Source organism: Streptomyces qinglanensis (assembly GCF_900111245.1).
Classification (GTDB): domain Bacteria; phylum Actinomycetota; class Actinomycetes; order Streptomycetales; family Streptomycetaceae; genus Streptomyces; species Streptomyces qinglanensis.
Genome location: NZ_FOGO01000005.1, coordinates 275,654 through 295,750, shown reverse-complemented (window position 1 = coordinate 295,750; position 20,097 = coordinate 275,654). Strand labels below are relative to the sequence as shown.

Genomic DNA, 20,097 nt, shown 5'->3' with positions numbered 1-20,097 from the left:
ACCCGGCGCGACGAAAGGGATCCATGCGCGTCCGTGTCGCCAACGCCCCCGTCTCGTACGGGATCTACCGCCCCGACCACCCGCTCCCGCCGGACCGTCTGCTGGCCGCCTTCCGCGACCACGGCTACCAGGGGACCGACAGCGGCCCGCTCGGCTACCTCGGCGAAGGAGAGGCACTGGCCCGCCGCCTCGCCCGGCACGGCCTCTCGCTCGCGGGCGGCTGGGCCGATCTGCGCTACGGCGCGGAGCCTGCCGCGTTCGCCGCCGACCTGCGCGCCCTCGACCGGGCCCTGGACGCCTTCACCGCCGTCCCGGTCGACGACGCGCTCTTCGCGCCACGCCCCACCCTGGCCTGCCCCGCCGACCCGGAGCGCTTCGCGGCCCCGGGCGTGCCCTACGGCCCGGACCGGCAGCGGCCGGACGCCCCGGACCATCCAGGCCGTCCAGGCCATCCAGGCCGTTCGGTCCGTCCGGACCAGGAGCGGGAGGACTTCGCCGCGGATGTGCAGCGGGCCGCGGACCGGTGCCGGGAGCGGGGGCTGGAGCCGGTCTTCCACCCGCATCTGGGCACCGCGGTGGAAACCCCCGAGGAGACCCGCCTGCTGCTCTCCCGCACCGATGTCTCGCTGTGCCTGGACACCGGGCACTGGTGGCTGGCGGGCGGCGATCCGGTGGCCGCGGTGGCCGAGTTCGGACCCCGGATCCGCCAGGTGCACCTCAAGGACGCGGACCGCGCCGTGCACGAACGGGTCCGCCGCGCCGGCGGGGACCTCTGGGCGGTGGTCGCCGCCGGCGGTTTCCCCGCGCTGGGCGAGGGCGACATCGACCTCCCCGCCGTCCTGGCGGCCCTGCAGGCGGCGGGCTACGGCGGCTGGCTGGTCGTCGAGCAGGACGCCCCTCCCCAGGAACACGACCAGGACCAGGTCCCGGGCCGGAGTCCGGACCAGGCCCATGGCCGGGAAGCCGACCCGGACCAGGGCCGCATCGCCGCGCAGCAGAAGGCGAACAGCGCCCTGCTCCGCGGCCTGCTGCGCGATCCGCCACCCGCGGGACCGCGCGGGACACCGTCCGAACCGCTCTGTCAGGAAAGGCCGCACCCATGACCCCCGCCACCTCCACGTCCGCCGGCCGGCGACTGCGCATCGCCGTCGCCGGGCTCGGGGCCATCGCACGCACCGCGCATCTGCCGCTGCTGGAGCGGCGCCGCGAGCTGTTCGAGATCACCGCGCTGTGCGACCTGTCCCCGAGCGCCCTCGCGGAGCTCGGGGACAGATACGGCGTACCGCCCGAGCACCGGCACACGAGCACCGAAGCACTGCTCGCCGACGGCGGATTCGACGCCGTCGTGCTGCTGACCTCCGGCTCGCACGGTCCGGCCGCCGAGGCCGCGCTGCGCGCCGGGCACGCCGTCCTGTGCGAGAAGCCGCTGGCCTTCACCCGGGCCGAGGCCGCCCGCATCGCCGACGCCGAACGCGCCCAGCGGCGCGGCCCGCGGCTGATGGTCGGCTACATGAAGCAGTACGATCCGGCCACCCGGAGGCTGGCGGCGCTGCTCGCGGACGCCGGCGGGCCCTCCCGCGTCCGGTCCGCCGAGGTGTGCGTACTGCACCCCACCGGACCCGACCAGCTCGCCTTCGCCCGGCTGCCCGCACCCGGCGGCGACGTGGACGCGGCGGAACTGGCCGCGCTCACGGCGCGCGACGACGCACTGACCGACGCGGCGCTCGGCAGCGGCGCCACCCCGGAAATGCGCTCGCTCTACCACATCGTCATCGGCTCCATCAGCCACGACCTGTCGCTGCTGCGGACCGCGGTCGGCGCCCCCGAGACCGTCGACCTGGCCGCCATGTGGGGTGCCTCCGCCGAAGGTCCCGGCTCCGTCGAACTGTCGGGGCGGCTGCCCGGCGGCGCCCGCTACGCGGTCCGCTGGCACTTCCTGCCCGGGCACGCCGCCTACCGGGAGACCTTCGCCGTCCACCACGAGAGCGGCACCCTCGAACTGGCCTTCCCCTCGCCCTATCTGATGAACGCACCGACCGTGCTGACCGAGACCACCACAGCCCCGGGCGAGGGGCCGCCCGCCGAGCGGCGCGCCGAACACCGCTCGGTGACCGAGGCGTTCGAGGAGGAGCTGGCCGCCTTCCACGCGATGGTCACCGAGGGCACCCCGCCGCGCACCGGCACCGAGGGCGCGCTGCAGGACCTGACCACCGCGCAGCGCGCCGTCACGGCGTACGCGGACCACCACCGGCTCCCCTGCGAAGGAGAGGCAGCAACCGCATGAGCGTCACACGGCAGCGCACGGACGAACTCGTCATCGTGCCGCACACCCACTGGGACCGCGAGTGGTACCTGCCCTTCCAGCAGTTCCGCCTCCAGCTCATCGGGCTGCTGGACGAGGTGCTGGAGCGCATGGACAACGACCCGCGCCAGCGCTTCACCCTCGACGGGCAGGCCGTCGCGGTGGACGACTATCTGGAGGTCCGGCCCGACCGGCGCGAGCAGTTGGCGGCGCTGGTCGCCGCGGGCCGGCTGGCCGTAGGACCGTGGCAGATCCTGCTGGACGAGTTCCTCTGCTCCGGCGAGAACATCGTCCGCAACCTCGAACTCGGCCTGCGCCGCAGCCAGGAGCTGGGCGGTTCGCTACCGGTCGGCTATCTGCCCGACATGTTCGGGCACTGCGCCCAGATGCCGCAGATCCTGCGCGGAGCCGGGCTCGAACACGCCTGCGTGTGGCGCGGCGTCCCGGAATCCGTGGACAGCCACGTCTTCGCCTGGACCGCGCCCGACGGCACAGCCGTCCGCACCGAGTATCTGGCCGCGGGCGGATACGGCAGTGCGGCGGGCCTGTTCGACGACCCGGCACGGGTCGCCGAACGCGCCGGTGCCGTCGCCGAAGCGCTCCGGGCCTGGCGCCCGGACGGTTCCCCGATGCTGGCGATGTACGGCTCGGACCACACCGCGCCCGCAGCCGACCTGGCCGATCTGCTGGAGCGGCACAACAAGCGGCAGCCGGCCGAGGGCGGAGTCCGGCTGCGGCTGGCGACCATGGCCGAGTACTTCGCGGCACAGCCCACCGGCACGGCGGGACTGCGGGTCGTGCACGGCGAACTGCGCAGCCATGCGCGGGCCAACATCCTGCCCGGCGTCCTCTCGGCGCGCGTCCCGCTCAAGCAGGCCATGGCCCGCGCCGAACGCGCCGTGGAGCGGTACGCCGAACCGCTGGCCGCGCTGTGGCTCGACGACCCGGCACAGCGCTTCCTGGAGATGGCCTGGCACCGCCTGATCGAAGTCTCCTGCCACGACTCCGTCACCGGCTGCGGCTGCGACGAGACCGCGCAGCAGGTCGCGGCACGCATCGCCGAGGCCGAGCAACTCGGCCTGGCTGTCCGGGACATGGTGGGCAAGCGGCTGACCGCGCAGGTCCCGCACGATGCGCATCTGCTGCTCAACCCGACGCCCGCGCCCCGCACCGACCTGGTGGAGCTGGACGTGGCGGGCGACGGCCCCGTGCACCTGGCGGCCGCGGACGGCACCGTCCTCCCCGCCCAGCGGACGGCCACCGCGGCCACGCTGCTGGCCGACGACACCGTTCCGGCCGACCGGCTGCCCACCGTGCTGGCACGGGTGCACGGCAGCGAGCTGTACGGGCAGGAGATCACCTCCTGGCACCTCGACCCCGCCGAGCGGCTGCTGCACTTCACCGTCGCCCGCAGGAGCGAGGCCGGGTTCGACGTCGCCGAGGTCCGGGACGCGCTGTCCGCCGCGCGACCGGAGGGCGACTGGCGGGTGGTCATCGAGGCCGAGCCCCGGCAGCGGATCGTCGCGGCAGTGCCGGCACCGGCCCTGGGCCACGCGGCCGTGCGCGCCGCACCGGGCGCGGCGCCCGAGCCCGCCCACCCGGTGCGCGCGGCGGACGGCACGCTCACCAACGGCCTGCTCACCGTGGAGCCCGCCGAGGACGGCACCTGCACGGTGCGGACCGCGGACGGAGTCGAACTGACCGGCGTCGGCCGGGTGGTGGACGGTGGCGACCTGGGCGACACCTACAACTACGCCCCGCCCCGGCACGACGTGCTGGTGGACCGGCCCACCGAGGTCGCCGTCCGCCGCCTCGCCGAGGGCCCGCTGCTCGGCGCATACGAGATCGAGCGCCGCTACGCCTGGCCCGCGGCCGGTGACGTCGCCGCCGACGGCCGCACCGCCGCCACCGAGCCGACGACCGTGCTCACCCGCGTCGAACTGCGCGCCGGGGAACCCTTCGTGCGGCTGCGGGTCTCCTTCGACAACCGCAGCGAGGACCACCGCGTCCGGCTGCACGTCCCGCTGCCCCGCCGCGCCGGGACCTCGCACGCGGAGGGGCAGTTCGCCGTGGTCGAGCGGGGCCTGACCGCGGAGGGCGGCTTCGGCGAGGAGCCGCTGCCGACCTTCCCCGCCGCCGCCTTCGTCGCGGCGGGCGGTGCGGCCGTGCTGCTGGAGCACGCCACCGAGTACGAACTGGTGGCGGAGGGCCGCGAGCTGGCGCTGACCCTGCTGCGGCCGACCGGCATGATGTCCCGCAACCGCCATGTGTGGCGCGACGAGCCCGCGGGCGGCGAGTTCGCCACCCCGCAGGCGCAGTGCCGCGGGCCGCGGACGGTGACGTTCGGCGTGCTGCCGTACCCGGGGGAGTGGCACGAGTCGGGGGTGCACACCGCCGCCGAGTCCTTCCGGCATCCCTTCACCGCGCTGCCCGGCACCGCGCCCGCCGCCGCCCCGCTGCCCGCCGCGGGGCAGGGACTGTCCCTCGCCGGTGAGGGCGTGGTGCTGAGCGCGGTGCGGGAGCGGGAGGGGCGATTGGAGGTCCGCGTCGTCGCCGAGGTCCCGCACCCGGTGCCGGCCCGGCTCGCGCTGCCGGGGCTGCGGTACGCGCGGCGCTGCGATCTGCTCGGCCGGCCGGTCGGGCAGGGCGAACTGTCCGTGGCGGACGAGTCCGTCGCCGTGCGGCTGCGCCCCTGGGAGATCGCCACCTTCCTGCTGGAGCGCTGAGGACGCCCGGATCGCCCAGAACGGCTGGGGCACCGGGACGGGGGGGGCGGCCGGGCACCGGGGCGCACCCCGGTGCCCGGCCGCAGGCGGGATCAGTCCAGCATCTCCTCGACGAGGTCGGCGGCGCGCGCGGTGCCGCCCGCGGCCCGTGCCTGCGCGCGCAGCAGTGCCGAACGGCGGGCGACCTCCGGGTCGGTGACCAGTTCGTGCAGCGCCGTGCGCAGCGCCTCGGCGGTCGCCTCCGGGGTGTCCAGCCGGCGGGCCACGCCCAGTTCCACCAGCCGGTCGGCGTTCATGAACTGGTCGGTGGCCTGCGGCACCGCGATCATCGGGACGCCCGCCAGCAGCCCTTCTCCGCAGCCGCCCATCCCGGCGTGGGTGACGAAGGCGTCCGCCTGCTCCAGGATCGCCCGCTGCGGCACCCAGGGGTGCACCTCGACGTTGGCGGGGACGGCGCCGAGTTCCCGCGGGTCGGTGTACTTGCCGATCTGGAGGACGACATGCCACCCGGGCAGGTCGCCGTAGGCCGCCAGGCACCGGCGGTAGAACTCCGGTCGCCGAGTGCAGGCCGAGCCCAGGGAGACCAGCAGCACGCTCTCCGCGTCCGCCGGCCGGGTCCACCGGTCGGCGGAGGCGGCCGGGTCGAAGCAGGGACCGACGAAATCCACCCGGCGGGAGTCGACCCGGTCGGCGTGCGGCTGCATCGCCGGGGTGATCAGCGCCAGGGCGCGCGGGGGCGAGCCGGCGAAGGCGTCCACATCGGTGGTGGTGGCGCCGCAGCCGGCCAGCCACCGGGCGAACTTGGCCCGGTGCGCTGCCGCGCCCGGCAACCGGCGCAGCTGTGCACCGATCTCCTGCTCGTAGCCGTCCCAGGCCACGAAGGTCGGGGAGAGCTGCATCAGCGGCCGGTTCTGCGCTTCGGCCAGCGCGCGGGCGGCGTAGCCGCCGATGTCGTACAGATACAGGTCCGCCGGATCATGGCGGTAGGCGGCCTGCAGGCGGGGCAGCGCCTGTACGGCGTTGTCGAGGAAGAGGTCCATCGCGGCGATGGGATCCTCCGGCCAGTTGTTGTCGGCGACCGGCAGCGTGGAGGTGCAGACGACCGGTTCGGCTCCGGTGGCCGCCGTCATGGCGGCCACCGCCGGGTCGTTGGCGTAGGTCACGCGGTGGCCGCGGGCCACCAGTTCGCGGATGACCTCGAGGCTGGGCAGGACGTGGCTGACGGCGGGGATGCCCACCATCGCGATATGGGCACGGCGACGGGACAAGGGTGATCACTCACTTCAGATCTGCGGCGGACAGGACACGGCAGGCCCGCGCGCCGGCCTGCCCGGCGGTACCGGACGGGGCGCGCACAGGGGCGTGCCGGGGAGCGGCGGGGCGTTGCCCCGGCCGTGTCAGCCGTAGATCTGAGCGCAGAAGTACATGCGCGGGACTGTAGTCCCGCCCCGGCCCGCGGGCATCCCCTTTTTCGCCGGGGCGCCGCCTTCCGGCGCCGCGCGTGGAGCCGGGCGGCCCGGGCGGGGCGCCGAGTGGCGTGCGGGGGCGACGGAGCCGCGGGAGCGTCACGTCCGCGGGGCGGCGGCCTCCAGCTCGGCGACGCTGCCCGACATGACCGTCCGCAGCTGAGCGGTGAGGTGTTCCGCGGGCCAGTCCCACCAGGCCACCGCGAGCAGCCGGGCGACCTCCTCGGGGCTGTACCGGGTGCGCAGGAGCCGGGCCGGGTTGCCGCCCACGATTCCGTAGTCGGGTACGTCCTGGGTGACCACGGCGCCGGAGCCGATGATCGCGCCGTGTCCGATCCGCACCCCGGGCAGCACCGTCGTGCCGTGGCCGAACCAGACGTCGTTGCCGACGACGGTGTCGCCCCGGCTGGGCAGCCCGGTGAGCAGGTCGAAGTGCTCCGCCCACGCACCGCCCATGGTGGGGAAGGGGAAGGTCGAGGGGCCGTCCATGCGGTGGTTGGCGCCGTTCATCAGGAACCGCACGCCGGTGCCCAGTGCGCAGAACTTGCCGATGACGAGCTTCTCCGGGCCGTAGTGGTACAGCACGTTGCGCGTCTCGAACGCGGTCGGATCGTCCGGGTCGTCGTAGTAGGAGTACTCGCCGACCTCGATCAGCGGGGACGTCACCAGCGGTTTGAGCAGCACCACCCGCGGCTGCCCGGGCATCGGGTGGAGTACGGTCGGATCGGCGGGCACAGGCATGGGCGTGGTCCTTCGGCGGAGGCGGCGGTCGGTTCATGATCGCGGACCCCTGCCGCCCCGAGCCACCGGTTTAGGGTCAGCTGTCGCCGCTGTCGCCGCTGTCGCCGCTGTCGCCGCTGTCACCTGCGTGAACGGTGCTCAGCGCTCCGGCGGCCGTGCGTGCGGGGCGCTGCCGTCAGGCCGAGAGCGCCGCCTCCTCCCGTTCCGGATCCGGTGCGCATCCCGCGGCCAGCGCGTCCAGGGACACATGCAGGGCCGAGGCCAGGGCCGCGACGGTGAAGAAGGCCGGAGTGGGCGCCCTGCCGGTCTCGATCTTGCGCAGCGTCTCGGCGGAGACGCCGGCGGCGGCGGCCACCTCCGTCATGCTCCTGCTGCCGCGTGCCTGGCGCAGCAGCAGGCCGAAGCGCTCGCCGCGTTCCCGTTCCTCCGGGGTCAAAGGAGTCCTCACCATGACTGTGATACTAATACCGGTATAAGTATTGGGTAGTGGCGAGGCGGGGAGACGCAGCACATGGTGGAGATCAAGACCGACGCCGCGATGGACGCGATGCGGGAGGCCGGGCGGGTGGTGGCCCGCGCCCTGGCCGCGGCCCGGGAGGCGGCCGGGGTCGGGGTGTCCCTGCGGGAGCTCGACGAGGCGGCCCGTGCGGTGCTGGCCGAGGCGGGAGCCGACTCCCCGTTCCTGGGATACCGGCCCTCCTTCGCGGCGACCCCCTTCCCGGCCGTGCTCTGCGCCTCGGTGAACGACGCCGTGGTGCACGGCGTCCCCACCGACCACCGGCTGCGCGACGGCGACCTGGTGAGCCTCGACTGCGGCGCCCGGCTCGACGGCTGGACCGGTGACGCGGCCGTCAGCTTCACCGTCGGCACCCCGCGCCCCGCGGACCGGGAGCTGATCGACGCCACCCGCCGGGCCCTGGCCGCCGGTGTCGCCGCCGCGCAGGCCGGTGGCCGCCTCGGCGACATCTCGCACGCCGTCGACACCGTCGCCCGGCAGGCCGGCTGCGGCATGCCCGCCGACTTCGGTGGCCACGGCATCGGCCGCAGCATGCACGAGGACCCCCATGTGCCCAACCGGGGCCGTCCCGGCCGCGGCTTCCCGCTCCGTCACGGCCTGGTGCTCGCCATCGAACCCATGTTCATGGCGGGTGGACGGAACGCCTACCGCACCGGCGCCGACGGCTGGACGCTGCTGACCACCGACGGCAGCCGGGCCGCCCATGTCGAACACACCGTCGCCGTCACCGACCAGGGCCCGCGCATCCTGACCCTGCCGTGACGCCGCGACCGAGGTGTACGTACTGGTCGGTACAGAGGAGGCCCCTTGCGGGGGCGCGAAGAACTTGCGGGGGCGCGAAGAAGTGGGGTGCACCTCCGGTCGCAGACGCGTCCGTTATGCCTGGTACGGCGCCATATGTACCCTGAGTGGAGCACACGCGATGCCCCACGCGGCGGGAAGGCGGACACATGGCTGCGGTCGGCGGAGTGCCCTGCTGGGTGAGTCTGATGACCCCCGATCAACGGGCCGCCGAGGAGTTCTACGGGCCGGTGCTGAGCTGGACCTTCGTCACCTCGGACGCGGGGCCCGACCGGCGGATCGCCACGGTGGCCGGTCAGCCGGTCGCCGGGATCAACCAGCTCGCCGCCGGCGCCGGGCCGGAAGCCGAGCGCTGGACGGTGTACTTCCAGGTCGAGGACGCCGACGTGGTCGCCGAACGCATCGCCGAGCGGGGTGCGACCGTCGCGGTCGGCCCGCTGCGCGCGGGCGGCGGCCGTGCCGTCATCGCGGCCGACCGGTGGGGCGCGCCGTTCGGCCTGTGGCAGGGCGACGGGCCCGCCTCCTGGTGGGTGGGGTCCGGCCCCGCGCCCGCCTGGCTCCAGTTGCACACCTCCGACGCCTTCGCCGCCGCCGTCTTCTACGGAGAGATCTTCGACTGGATGGCCGACCCGAGCCACGGGGTCACCTATGAGGAGCAGTACGACGAGATCGTCGTACGGGTCGACGGGGCCCCGGTCGCCGGGCTGCGCGGTGGCGCCCTGGAGGCCCCGCCCGATCCGGGCATCCGGGCGCGGTGGGAGCCGTACTTCCGGGTACCCGACCTGGACGCGGCGCTGCGTGCCGCGGAACGGGAAGGCGGCGCCGTCGCCACCCCGCCCCGGGCCGGACCCCTGGGGCGGACCGCGACGCTCCGCGATCCCAAGGGAGCCTCCTTCTGTCTGCTCAGCGCGTAAGGAGCACACCATGCAGGAGAACGACAAAAACGGACCGATCCAGGACGACGAGGCCAAGAAGCGGCTCCGCGGCGAGCTGCGTTCCAACCGCGAGGAAGGGCGGGAGATGGAGCCCTCGGGCGAGGACCAGCCCGAGCCCTTCCGGGACCCGCAGGCCCTGCGGACCGGCGGCACCCCGGCCGGGATGACGCCCCGCGATGTCGAGCTGCGCTCGGAGATCGCCCAGTACCTGGGCCGGCATCTGTATCCGACCGGGCGCGCGGAGGTGCTGGACGCGCTGCGTGCCGAGCACGCCCCGGACCGGCTCGTGGACATGGCCGCGGGACTTCCCGCGGACATCCGCTTCACCAATGTCCAGGAGCTGGCCCAGGCCCTCGGCCTGCACACCGAGTCGCGCCGCGGCTGAGCGCGCTCGGAGCAGCGGCCGGGGGCAGGCCGCCCGGTCCTGCGGGGCCGGGCGGGCTCCCGGCGCGCCGGGAGCCCCCGGCGGCCGCGGCGTCGTGCCCGGCCGGCGGCGGGGAGGAGGCACGGGGCGCGGTGCGGCCCGCCGGACGGGCTCGGTGACCGGCGTACCCACGGGGGGCCGCTTCCCCTCCGCATGCGTGTTCCTCCCGGACCGCTCCGGACCACCTGATCGGGGGAGCATGCTCGGGCGTGGAGGGGGAAGCGGGCAGCGATGACGTTCTTCCGTGAGGTCGAGAGCAGGATGGAGCGCTTTTCCGACTCCTTGTGGCGGCTGTTCGCACGCGGCGCCGAGGAGCCGGTGGAAGTGCTGGAGGTGCTGCGCCGCGAGTGCGAGGTGAAGGCGGTCATCGTGGGCCGGGGGCGCACGGTGGTGCCCAACGCCTTCGAGCTGGAACTTCCGTCCGAGAGTTACGCGCGGCTGGCCGGCCAGGCGGGCCCGGTCGGTGAACGGCTCGCGTCCGAGGTGCGGCGGCACGCAGCCGAGCGGCGCTTCAGCTTCGCGGGGCCGGTCGCCGTCCGGCTGTGTCCGCCGCGCGCGGGGCAGGAGCCGCCGCGCTACCGGGTGCACAGCAGCATCACCCCGCGTCCCTGACGGCGCGCAGTCCCTGACCGCGCGCACGAGGACACCGCACAGCGAGCAACAAAGCCGGTCACGCTCACTCAACAGAGCGCACAGAAAAGCGCGTTCCGGTCATTGACACCCCTCTGGGTCCTCCTTAGTGTCACATCGCTATTTCGAACACGTGTCGAAATGTCGAACATGGCGGACGACTTCAGGAGCGGTTCTCGTGCGCATCACCGGTATCAGTACCCACGTGGTCGGGACGCCTTGGCGGAACCTGACCTATGTCCAGGTCCACACCGACGAAGGACTCACCGGGGTCGGAGAGACCCGGATGCTGGGCCGCACCGAAGCGCTGCTCGGCTATCTGCGGGAGGCCGAGGTCAACCACATCGCCGGCTCCGACCCCTTCCGCACGGAGGACCTGGTCCGGCGGATGAAGTACGGGGACTACGGGCGCGCGGGCGAGATCGTGATGTCCGGCATCGCCTGCGTGGAGACGGCCTGCTGGGACATCAAGGGCAAGGCGCTGGGCGTGCCCGTGTGGCAACTGCTGGGCGGGAACGTCACCGAGGCCGTCCCCGCGTACGCCAACGGCTGGTACACCACCGAACGCACACCCGACGCCTACCACCGGGCGGCCCGGGACGTCATGGCGCGCGGCTACCGCGCCCTGAAGATCGACCCGTTCGGCACCGGCCACCTGGAACTCTCCCACGCCGAGACGCGGTACGCGGTCTCCCTCATCGAGGCGGTGCGCGACGCCATCGGCCCCGAGGCGGAACTCATGCTGGAGATGCACGGCCGGTTCGCGCCCGCCACCGCCGTCCGGCTCGCCCGCGAGATGGCGCCGTTCCGGCCCGCGTGGCTGGAGGAGCCGGTGCCGCCGGAGAACCTCAAGGCGCTCGCCAAGGTCGCGGACAAGGTGGACATGCCGGTGGCCACGGGCGAACGCATCCACGACCGGATCGAGTTCCGCGAGCTGTTCGAGAGCCAGGCCGCCGACATCGTCCAGCCCGACCTCGGACACCTCGGCGGCATCGCCGAGACCCGCAAGCTGGCCGCCACGGCCGAGACCCACTACACACTCGTGGCCCCGCACAACGTCGGCGGCCCGGTGCTGACCGCCGCCAGCCTCCAGGTCGGCTTCGCCACGCCCAACTTCAAGGTGCTGGAGCACTTCAACGACTTCGCCGACGCCGAGATCAGGAAGGTGGTCAGAGGCGCGCCCGAGGTGGACCCCGCGACCGGCTGCTTCCCGCTCTCCCGGGAGCCGGGCCTGGGCGTGGAGCTGGACACCGACGCGGCCGCGGAGTTCCCCCAGCAGCGCGCCCACTTCGACCTGTGGGCCGAGGGCTGGGAGACCCGCGACCCGAGCGGCGCCGGCCGGTGACCGCCGGGACCGCCGGTGCCGGTGACGGCCGCGCCGTCGTCCTGGAGGCACCCGGCACCGTCCGCCTCGTCCCGCACACCCCGCGCCCGCCCGGCCCCGGCGAGGCACGGGTCCGGGTGCACGCCGCCGGCATCTGCGGCAGCGACCGCGAGCTGCACCAGGGCAACCGCCCCGCGCCGTACGCGCGCTATCCGGTGACGCCCGGTCACGAGTGGTCGGGCACCGTCGAAGCGGTCGGCGACGGGGTGCCCGGCACGCTCGTGGGCCGCAAGACGGTGGGGGAGGGGTTCCGCAACTGCCAGCTGTGCGACCGCTGCCGCACCGGCGAGTCCACGCTGTGCACCGCCGGGTACGCCGAGACCGGCTTCACCGAGCCCGGCGCCATGGCTCCCACCCTCACCCTCCCGGCCCGGCTGCTGCACACTCTGCCGGACGACGCCGATCTGACGGCCGCGGCCCTGCTGGAGCCCGCCGCCTGCGCCGCGGCCGCCGCGCTGCGTGCCGGCGTCCGCGCCGGGGACCGGGTGGCCGTCGTCGGCGACGGCACCCTGGGACTGCTCGCGGTCCGGCTGCTGGCCGCGGGCTCGCCCGCCGAGCTGCTGCTGACCGGTGCCCGCCCCGGACGCGCGGAGCTCGCCGCCGGGTTCGGCGCCACCGGCTACCGGCACCACCGGGAGACCGCCGGGCTCGGCGGCCACGACATCGTGGTCGAGGCGGCGGGGGTGCCGGGTGCGGCGCGGCAGGCGGCCGGGCTGCTGCGCCGCGGCGGACGGCTGGTGCTCACCGGGATCCCGCCCGCCGGGGCCGCGGAGCTCGACCCCGCCGCGCTCGTCCTGGGCGCGCTGCGGGTGGACACCGTCTTCGGTGCCCCGCCCGCCGCCTGGGCGCACGCGGTGCGCGCCTTCGCCCGCGGACTGCTGGATCCGCTGCCGCTGGTCACCCACCGGCTGCCGGTGGGTGAGTTCGAGCAGGCCGTCGCTCTCGTCGCCGACGGCGATCCCGCGGTCGGCAAGGTGCTGCTGCACCCCTGACGCTCTCCCTCCCCGCACGCCTTCCCCGCACGGCCACCCGCCCCGTACCGAAGGAGCCCCGTGACCACCAGCACCCCGCCCCGCCTGCCGGGTGAACCCGCGCTCACCGCCCTGGAGCTGCCGCCCGCCCCGCCCGAACCCGCCGACACCTCCTCGCACGCCTTCCCCGACGGTGGCCGGTGGCGCACCGAGGTGCCCTCCTGCGAGGGACCCGAGGCGCTCGCCGTCGTCCTGGCCGAGTCGGCCCGGCTCGACGTGCCGCTGCACCGCATCAGCCAGGGCAGCGGCATCTGGATGCTCACCGACGCCGAGATCACCGAGATGGTCCAGGCGTGCGCCGAACGCGACATCGAACTGTGCCTGTTCACCGGTCCGCGCGGCACCTGGGACACCGGAGCCGCCACCCGTACCGACTCCGGCGGCGCCGGGCTGCGGGCCCGCGGCCACAGTGCGCTCGCCGGATGCGTGGAGGACGCGGTGCGCGCCACCGGACTGGGGGTGCGCTGCCTGCTCGTCGCCGACGAGGGGGTGCTGTGGACGCTGCACCGGGCCCGCGCCGCCGGCATCCTGCCCGCGGGCACCACGCTGAAGGTCTCGGCGCTGATCGGGCCGGTCAACCCCGCCTCGTACGCGGTCTACGAGCGGCTCGGCGCCGACTCGCTGAACGTGCCCAGCGATCTGACGCCCGACCACCTCACCGAGATCCGGCGGGTCAGCGCGGCGCCGATGGACATGTACATCGAGGCCCCCGACGACCTGGGCGGCTCCGTGCGGATGTACGAACTGGCCGAGCTGATCCGGCGCGGCGCCCCGCTCTACCTGAAGTTCGGGCTGGCCAGGGCGCCCGGCGTCTACCCGTCCGGGCGGCAACTGCGCGCCGCTGTGCTGGACACGGCCCGCGAGCGGGTGCGCCGCGGCCGGCTCGCCCTGGACCTGCTGGCCCGGCACGGCGCCGCGGACGGCATGTCCCCGCTCGGCTCCCGGCTGCCGGGGCCGCTGCACCGCTTCGAGCACACCGAGTCCGAAGGGAACTGAAGATGCGCACCCGCAGACGCCGTACCGCCGTCTCCGCGGTTCTGGCCACCGCGCTCGTCGCCGCCCTGGCCGCCTGCGGCCAGGAAGCACGCGGCGGCAGCCGCTACCAGCCGGACAAGGGCAAGGGCGGCACGATCGGCCTGGCCATGCCCACCAAGTCGTCCGAGCGGTGGATAGCCGACGGCAGGAACATGGCCGAGCAGTTCCGCAAGGCCGGGTACAAGACCGATCTGCAGTACGGGGACGACAAGGTCGAGAACCAGGTCGCCCAGATCGAGAACATGATCACCAAGGGGCACCGGCTGCTGGTCGTCGCCGCCATCGACGGCTCGGCCCTCACCAACGTCCTCAAACGGGCCGCCGACGCCCACATCCCGGTCATCTCCTACGACCGGCTCATCCTCGGCACCAAGAACGTCGACTACTACGCGTCCTTCGACAACGAGCGCGTCGGCGAACTCCAGGGCCAGTACATCCTCGACCGGCTCGGACTGGAGAAACCGGACGAGGACGCGGACAAGCACTACACCATCGAGCTGTTCGCCGGCTCCCCGGACGACAACAACACCAAGTACTTCTGGAACGGCGCGCTGAAGAAACTGCGGCCCTTCCTGAAGACCGGACAACTGGTGGTGCGCAGCAAGCAGACGAAGATGAACCAGGCGACCACCCTGCGCTGGGACGGCGGCACGGCGCAGAAGCGGATGGACGACCTGATCAGCAAGAACTACGGCAGCACCGACGTGGACGCGGTCCTCTCGCCCTACGACGGCATCTCCATCGGCATCATCTCCGCGCTCAAGAGCGCCGGCTACGGCAGCAAACGCCATCCGCTGCCCGTGGTCACCGGCCAGGACGCCGAGCTGGCCTCGGTGAAGTCCATCGTGGCCGGGGAGCAGACCCAGACCGTCTTCAAGGACACCCGCAAGCTGGCCAAGCAGGCCGTGCGGATGGGCGACGCGCTGCTCGACGACAAGAAGGTCGAGGTCAACAACACCACCGACTACGACAACGGCAAGAAGGTCGTGCCCGCCTACCTGCTCAAACCGGTCTCCGTCGACAAGTCGAACACGGGGCTCCTGGTCGACGAGGGCTACTTCACCGCGGGGCAGCTCAAGTGAGCGCGGCCGGCGGCGGCATGCGGCAGGACGGCCCCGTCCTGGAGATGCGGGGCATCACCAAGACCTTCCCCGGCGTCACGGCACTCAGCGAGGTGAACCTGACCGTGCGCCCCGGGGAGATCCACGCCGTCTGCGGGGAGAACGGCGCGGGCAAGTCGACGCTGATGAAGGTGCTCAGCGGGGTGCACCCGCACGGCAGCTACCAGGGCCGGATCAGCTTCCGGGGCGAGCAGGTCGGCTTCAAGGACGTCCGCGCCAGCGAGCAGTGCGGCATCGTCATCATCCACCAGGAGCTGGCGCTGGTGCCCTTCCTGTCCATCGCCGAGAACATCTTCCTCGGCAACGAGCAGCGCGCCGGGCGCGGGTTCGTGGACTGGGGCGCCACCATGCGGCAGGCGGCCGGGCTGCTGCGGAGGGTGGGTCTGCGGGAGAACCCGCAGACGCCCGTCGCCGACCTCGGCGTCGGCAAGCAGCAACTGGTGGAGATCGCCAAGGCGCTGTCCAAGGAGGTGGAGCTGCTCATCCTGGACGAGCCCACCGCCGCGCTCAATGACGAGGACAGCGCCACCCTGCTCGCCCTCATCCGGGAACTGCGCGAACAGGGCATCGCCAGCATCGTCATCTCGCACAAGCTGGCCGAGATCCGCCGGATCGCCGACTCCGTCACCATCCTGCGTGACGGCCGCACGATCGAGACGCTCCCGGTCCGCGCGCACCCGGACGACGCCCCCGAACTGTCCGAGGACCGCATCATCCGGGGCATGGTCGGCCGCGATCTCGACCACCGCTTCCCGGAGCGCACCCGGTACGGCGGTGAGCACAGCACCGCGCTGGAGGTGTCCGGGTGGACCGTACGGCACCCCGTCGACCAGCAGCGCAAGGTCGTCGACGACGTGTCCCTGACGGTGCGCCGCGGTGAGATCGTCGGGCTGGCCGGGCTGATGGGCGCGGGCCGCACCGAGCTGGCGATGTCCGTCTTCGGCCGCTCCTACGGGCGCTACGAGTCCGGCACGGTGCGGATCGACGGCCGCGAGGTGCGCACCAGGACCGTCCCCGCCGCGATCGGTGCGGGCCTGGCCTATGTCACCGAGGACCGCAAGCAGTACGGCCTCAACCTCATCGACACCATCAACCGCAACATCTCGCTGGCCTCGCTGAGCGGGCTGGCCCGGCACGGCGTGGTCGACGAGCACCGGGAGAGCTCCGTCGCCGAGCGCTACCGCACCTCCATGAACATCAAGGCGCCCACCGTGCACGAGCAGGTCGGCCGGCTCTCCGGCGGCAACCAGCAGAAGGTCGTGCTCGGCAAGTGGATCCACGCCGACCCCGAGGTGCTGATCCTCGACGAGCCGACCCGGGGGATCGACGTGGGCGCCAAGTACGAGATCTACACCGTCATCGACGAACTCGCCGCACAGGGCAAGGCCGTGCTCTTCATCTCCTCCGAACTGCCCGAACTGCTGGGGATGTGCGACCGCGTCTACACCATGGCCGAGGGCCGGCTCACGGCCGAGGTCGCCCGTGCGGACGCCACCCAGGAGGTCCTGATGCGCCACATGACCCGGAACAGAAGCTGAGGCCCGCCATGACCACCACGACCGATCCCACCGACGCCCCGCCCGCCGCGCAGGGGGCCGCCCGGTCGGCGGCTTCCCTGCTGCTGGAGAACGTCCGCGGCCACATGCGGCAGTACGGCATGCTCACGGCGCTCGTCTTCATCATCGTGCTGTTCCAGATATGGACGGACGGCACGCTGCTGCTGCCGAACAACGTCTCCAACCTGATCCAGCAGAACGGCTACATCCTCATCCTGGCCATGGGCATGATGATCGTCATCATCGCCGGCCACATCGACCTCTCCGTCGGCTCGCTGGTGGCCTTCGTCGGCGCCATGGCCGCGGTGATGATGGTCGAGCACGGCATGCCGTGGGTCCCGGCGCTGATCCTGTCGCTGCTGATCGGTGCCGTCGCCGGAGCGTGGCAGGGCTTCTTCATCGCCTATGTCGGCATCCCCTCCTTCATCGTGACACTCGCCGGGATGCTGCTCTTCCGCGGACTGACCCAGATCGTGCTGGGCGGCCAGTCCCTCTCGCCCTTCCCCACCGGCTTCCAGAACCTCGCCAAGGGCTTCATCCCGGAGATGGGCCCCTACACGCAGTACCACAACCCCACGCTGGTGATCGGGCTGGTCGCCGTCGTCCTCCTGCTGCTGCGCGAGCGGCGCGACCGCAGGCGGCAACTGCGGTACGAACTGGAGGTGCTGCCCACCACGCTGTGGGTCGCCAAGTGCGTGGCCCTGGTCGCCGCCGTGCTCGCCTTCACGCTGACGCTCGCCAGCTTCCACGGGGTGCCCGTGGTGATGCTGGTGATGTGCGCGCTGCTGATCGGGCTCGGCTACGTGATGCGCAACGCCGTCGTCGGCCGGCACGTCTACGCGCTCGGCGGCAACAAGGCCGCCGCCAAGCTCTCCGGCGTCAAGGACCAGCGCGTCACCTTCCTCGTCTTCGTCAACATGGGCGTCCTCGCCGCGCTGGCCGGCTGCGTCTACGCCGCCCGCCTCAACTCCGGCACCCCGCAGGCGGGGCTCAACTTCGAACTGGAGGCCATCGCCGCGTCCTTCATCGGCGGCGCCTCGATGAGCGGCGGCGTCGGCACCGTGGTGGGGGCGGTCATCGGCGGACTCGTCCTCGGCGTGCTCAACAACGGCATGTCCCTGGTCGGGATCGGCACCGACTACCAGCAGGTCATCAAGGGGCTGGTGCTGCTGGCCGCGGTCGGATTCGACGTCTGGAACAAGCGCCGGGCCGGGCGCTGAGAGCGGCGGCGGAACCGGACCGGACGCCCGGCACCGCCGGCCCGGACGTCCGCTCCGCCCGCCCCGCGGCCGGGGCTGCCGCCAGCCGTGCGTCCGCGCGCGGCGACGGCAGCCCCCGGTCCGGCGACGGCCCGCCCGGGGGGCCTCACCCGGCGAAGGGCGGCCCGCACAGTCCGCGCCCCGCGTCGCGGAGGACCAGCAGCGAACCGGCCGGCTGCCGGGGCGCGGTGAGCCCGGCGCGGGCCGTGGTGATGTACAGGTCGCGGAGCCCCGCGCCGCCGAAGGCGCAGGCGGTGGGCCGCCGCACCGGCAGCTCCAGCGCCCGGTCCAGCGCACCCTCCGGCGTGTAGCGCCGCACTGCGCCGCCGTCCCACAGCGCCACCCACACGCATCCGTCCGCGTCCACGGTCAGCCCGTCCGGGTAGCCCGCGCCCGGCTCGACCTCCGCCAGCGGGCGCCGTCCGGTGGGCAGCCCGTCCGCCCGGACGTCGAACACGTCGAGGCGCCGGGTGGGGCTGTCGACGTAGTACAGCCGCCGCCCGTCGGGGCTCCAGCCGGTTCCGTTGGAGACGGTGACTCCGTCCAGCACGGTGCGGGCCCGGCCGTCCGGCGCGAGCCGCTCCAGAGTGCCGCCGCCCGGCGCCTCGTCGTAGCGCATGGTGCCCGCCCACAGCGTGCCGTCGGGGGCGACGGCCGCGTCGTTGCCCCGGCGGCCGGGCACCGCCTGGTGACGCAGCCAGCGGAAGCGGCCGTCCGCGTCGTACAGCCCGATCCCGTCCCGCAGGTTGACGACCAGCCCGCCGCTCGCGCGCGGCTTGGCCGCGCCCACGTGCTGCTCGGTGGCCAGCACGGTGCGCGCGCCGGTCGCGGGGTCGAAGGTGTGCACCCGGGAGGCGAGGATGTCCACCCAGACCAGCCGTCCGGCGGCCGCGTCCCAGGTCGGCCCCTCGCCGAGCACGGCGGACGCGGGCACGGCGGTCTCGGCGCGCATCCCGCTCACCGCTTCGGGTGCCCCAGCCGCTCCGACAGCCGTCCGGCGCCGCGCCGGGCCAGCTCCGCGAGTTCGTCCCGCCGCTCCCGGTTCCAGCGGATCAGCGGCACGGAGACCGACAGCGCCGCTACCACCCGGCCGGAGCGGTCGCGGACGGGCGCGGCCACGCAGCTCACATCGGTGTTCGACTCGCTCTCCTCGACGGCGAACCCGCGCTCGGCGACGTCCGCCAGCTCCTTCCGCAGCGCCGCCACGTCGGTGACGCTGTCGGGCGTCATGGCCCGCAGTTCGGCCCCGTCGGGCAGCCGCGCGGCGAGCTCCTCGGCGGGCAGCGAGGCGAGCAGCATCTTGCCGACCGCCGTGCAGTGCGCAGGCAGCCTGCGGCCCGCGGCCGAGACCATCCGCACGGCCTGGGTGGAGTCCACCTTCGCGACGTAGATGACGTCGGTGTCCTCCAGGATCGCCACGTGCACCGTCTCCTGGCAGCTCTCTGCCACCGAGCGGGCCACCTGCTGCCCCTCGGCCGCGAGGTCGAGCTGCTCGGCGTACCGGCTGCCGAGCTGGTAGGCGCGCACGCCCAGCCGGTAGTGGCCCGCCCGGCCCGGCACGGGCGCCAGATAGGAGCGCGCTGTCAGCGTGCCCACCAGCTCGTGCACGGTCGTGCGGGGCAGGCCCAGCCCGCGCACGATGTCGGGTGCCGAGAGCGGACCGTCCCGCTCCAGGAACAGCTCCAGAATGTCCAGCGCCCTGGTCACCGCGGGCACGAGCCGTCCCATGGCTCCTCCTGTTCGATATATCGAAGAGCGATCGCCTCTCCGAACATCCTAGCGGGCGCGGGGGAGGTGTACGAGGGGCTGCGCCGGTCCACTCGGGAGCCATGAGCTACGCCAACCCTGACCCCGATCCGGACACCACCACCGGCCTGGAGGCCGGTGGCGAGGTGCCGCCCGGCGAGACACCGCCCGCGGAGGGCAGCACATCGGAGTCCGGTCCCTTCGAGAAGCACAACCCGGCCACCGGCTGGAGCGTCGTGCCGGTCGTGCTCATCACCCTCGTCGTCGTCGCCGTGCTGCTCTTCTTCGTGGGCTATCTGATCGAGCTGCAGTAGCCCTGCTCCCTCCGCCCGGGGCTCCCCACGCGTGGAGCCGAGAGCCCGCGCCCGGAGCCGACGGCACCCCGCGCCCGGAGCCGACGGCGCGGCCACTGTGCGTCGACCG

General features: G+C 73.7%; 19 protein-coding genes. 14 read left to right on the top strand and 5 right to left on the bottom strand.

Translation table 11 applies throughout. The annotated features are described in order from the left end of the window. Positions 1-23: 23 nt before the first annotated feature. The 3 genes from BMX65_RS13805 to BMX65_RS13795 are packed head-to-tail and all read left to right on the top strand — an operon-like array spanning position 24 to position 5,028. Positions 24-1,103 carry a sugar phosphate isomerase/epimerase family protein gene (locus BMX65_RS13805; protein ID WP_075000537.1) on the top strand — a complete coding sequence of 360 codons (1,080 nt, stop codon included), beginning with the start codon at positions 24-26 and terminating at the stop codon, positions 1,101-1,103. Continuing rightward, positions 1,100-2,284, top strand: coding sequence for a Gfo/Idh/MocA family protein (locus tag BMX65_RS13800; protein ID WP_075000536.1), 1,185 nt, complete (start codon positions 1,100-1,102; stop codon positions 2,282-2,284). Before BMX65_RS13805 ends, BMX65_RS13800 begins: the two co-directional genes overlap by 4 nt. Continuing rightward, positions 2,281-5,028, top strand: a complete 2,748-nt coding sequence (locus BMX65_RS13795; RefSeq protein ID WP_075000535.1) for a glycoside hydrolase family 38 N-terminal domain-containing protein — start codon at positions 2,281-2,283, stop codon at positions 5,026-5,028. The genes BMX65_RS13800 and BMX65_RS13795 overlap by 4 nt, the downstream gene beginning before the upstream one ends. A gap of 92 nt (positions 5,029-5,120) precedes the next feature. Here the strand turns inward: BMX65_RS13795 and BMX65_RS13790 are convergent, their stop codons facing one another. The 3 genes from BMX65_RS13790 to BMX65_RS13780 all read right to left on the bottom strand — a co-directional run bounded on the left by BMX65_RS13790 (position 5,121) and on the right by BMX65_RS13780 (position 7,686). Then, positions 5,121-6,269, bottom strand: coding sequence for a macrolide family glycosyltransferase (locus BMX65_RS13790; RefSeq protein ID WP_019355396.1), 1,149 nt, complete (start codon positions 6,267-6,269; stop codon positions 5,121-5,123). A 324-nt stretch (positions 6,270-6,593) separates the two neighbouring features. After that, complete coding sequence (locus BMX65_RS13785; RefSeq protein WP_019355397.1) at positions 6,594-7,235, bottom strand: CatB-related O-acetyltransferase; 642 nt, start codon at positions 7,233-7,235, stop codon at positions 6,594-6,596. A 175-nt stretch (positions 7,236-7,410) separates the two neighbouring features. Further along, positions 7,411-7,686, bottom strand: a complete 276-nt coding sequence (locus BMX65_RS13780; RefSeq protein ID WP_075000534.1) for a helix-turn-helix domain-containing protein — start codon at positions 7,684-7,686, stop codon at positions 7,411-7,413. Positions 7,687-7,746: 60 nt separating this feature from the next. On the opposite strand from BMX65_RS13780, the gene map reads away from it, so the two are divergent. The 10 genes from map to mmsB all read left to right on the top strand — a co-directional run bounded on the left by map (position 7,747) and on the right by mmsB (position 17,889). Continuing rightward, positions 7,747-8,514 (top strand): type I methionyl aminopeptidase, encoded by a 768-nt coding sequence (map, locus tag BMX65_RS13775; RefSeq protein WP_075000533.1) that lies wholly within the window; start codon positions 7,747-7,749, stop codon positions 8,512-8,514. 188 nt (positions 8,515-8,702) lie between these two features. Beyond that, positions 8,703-9,467 (top strand): VOC family protein, encoded by a 765-nt coding sequence (locus BMX65_RS13770; protein WP_075000532.1) that lies wholly within the window; start codon positions 8,703-8,705, stop codon positions 9,465-9,467. A gap of 10 nt (positions 9,468-9,477) precedes the next feature. Further along, the gene (locus BMX65_RS13765; protein ID WP_075000531.1) at positions 9,478-9,873 is read left to right on the top strand and encodes a DUF2795 domain-containing protein; all 396 of its coding nucleotides are present in this window, start codon (positions 9,478-9,480) and stop codon (positions 9,871-9,873) included. Positions 9,874-10,143: 270 nt separating this feature from the next. Next, positions 10,144-10,524 (top strand): FhaA domain-containing protein, encoded by a 381-nt coding sequence (locus BMX65_RS13760; protein ID WP_075000530.1) that lies wholly within the window; start codon positions 10,144-10,146, stop codon positions 10,522-10,524. Positions 10,525-10,720: 196 nt separating this feature from the next. Next, complete coding sequence (locus BMX65_RS13755; RefSeq protein ID WP_075000529.1) at positions 10,721-11,887, top strand: mandelate racemase/muconate lactonizing enzyme family protein; 1,167 nt, start codon at positions 10,721-10,723, stop codon at positions 11,885-11,887. Continuing rightward, positions 11,884-12,918 carry a zinc-dependent alcohol dehydrogenase gene (locus BMX65_RS13750; RefSeq protein WP_075000650.1) on the top strand — a complete coding sequence of 345 codons (1,035 nt, stop codon included), beginning with the start codon at positions 11,884-11,886 and terminating at the stop codon, positions 12,916-12,918. Before BMX65_RS13755 ends, BMX65_RS13750 begins: the two co-directional genes overlap by 4 nt. A 60-nt stretch (positions 12,919-12,978) precedes the next feature. Continuing rightward, positions 12,979-13,953 carry a hypothetical protein gene (locus tag BMX65_RS13745; RefSeq protein WP_075000528.1) on the top strand — a complete coding sequence of 325 codons (975 nt, stop codon included), beginning with the start codon at positions 12,979-12,981 and terminating at the stop codon, positions 13,951-13,953. A gap of 2 nt (positions 13,954-13,955) precedes the next feature. After that, on the top strand, positions 13,956-15,074 hold the full coding sequence (gene chvE / locus BMX65_RS13740) for a multiple monosaccharide ABC transporter substrate-binding protein (RefSeq protein WP_075000527.1): 1,119 nt from the start codon (positions 13,956-13,958) through the stop codon (positions 15,072-15,074). A gap of 17 nt (positions 15,075-15,091) precedes the next feature. Then, complete coding sequence (gene mmsA / locus BMX65_RS13735; protein ID WP_075000649.1) at positions 15,092-16,651, top strand: multiple monosaccharide ABC transporter ATP-binding protein; 1,560 nt, start codon at positions 15,092-15,094, stop codon at positions 16,649-16,651. Between the two features lie 8 nt (positions 16,652-16,659). After that, positions 16,660-17,889, top strand: a complete 1,230-nt coding sequence (gene mmsB, locus BMX65_RS13730) for a multiple monosaccharide ABC transporter permease (RefSeq protein WP_075000526.1) — start codon at positions 16,660-16,662, stop codon at positions 17,887-17,889. Between the two features lie 145 nt (positions 17,890-18,034). Here mmsB and BMX65_RS13725 read toward each other — a convergent pair whose 3' ends face one another. Both BMX65_RS13725 and BMX65_RS13720 read right to left on the bottom strand, forming a co-directional pair. Beyond that, a complete protein-coding gene (locus BMX65_RS13725; RefSeq protein ID WP_075000525.1) occupies positions 18,035-18,880 on the bottom strand; it encodes an SMP-30/gluconolactonase/LRE family protein in 846 nt (281 codons plus the stop codon). Positions 18,881-18,885: 5 nt separating this feature from the next. Further along, a complete protein-coding gene (locus BMX65_RS13720; RefSeq protein ID WP_075000524.1) occupies positions 18,886-19,656 on the bottom strand; it encodes an IclR family transcriptional regulator in 771 nt (256 codons plus the stop codon). A gap of 101 nt (positions 19,657-19,757) precedes the next feature. On the opposite strand from BMX65_RS13720, the gene BMX65_RS13715 reads away from it, so the two are divergent. Then, entirely contained in the window at positions 19,758-19,988 is a 231-nt protein-coding gene (locus tag BMX65_RS13715) for a DUF6480 family protein (RefSeq protein WP_075000523.1), read from the top strand. Positions 19,989-20,097: the final 109 nt, after the last annotated feature.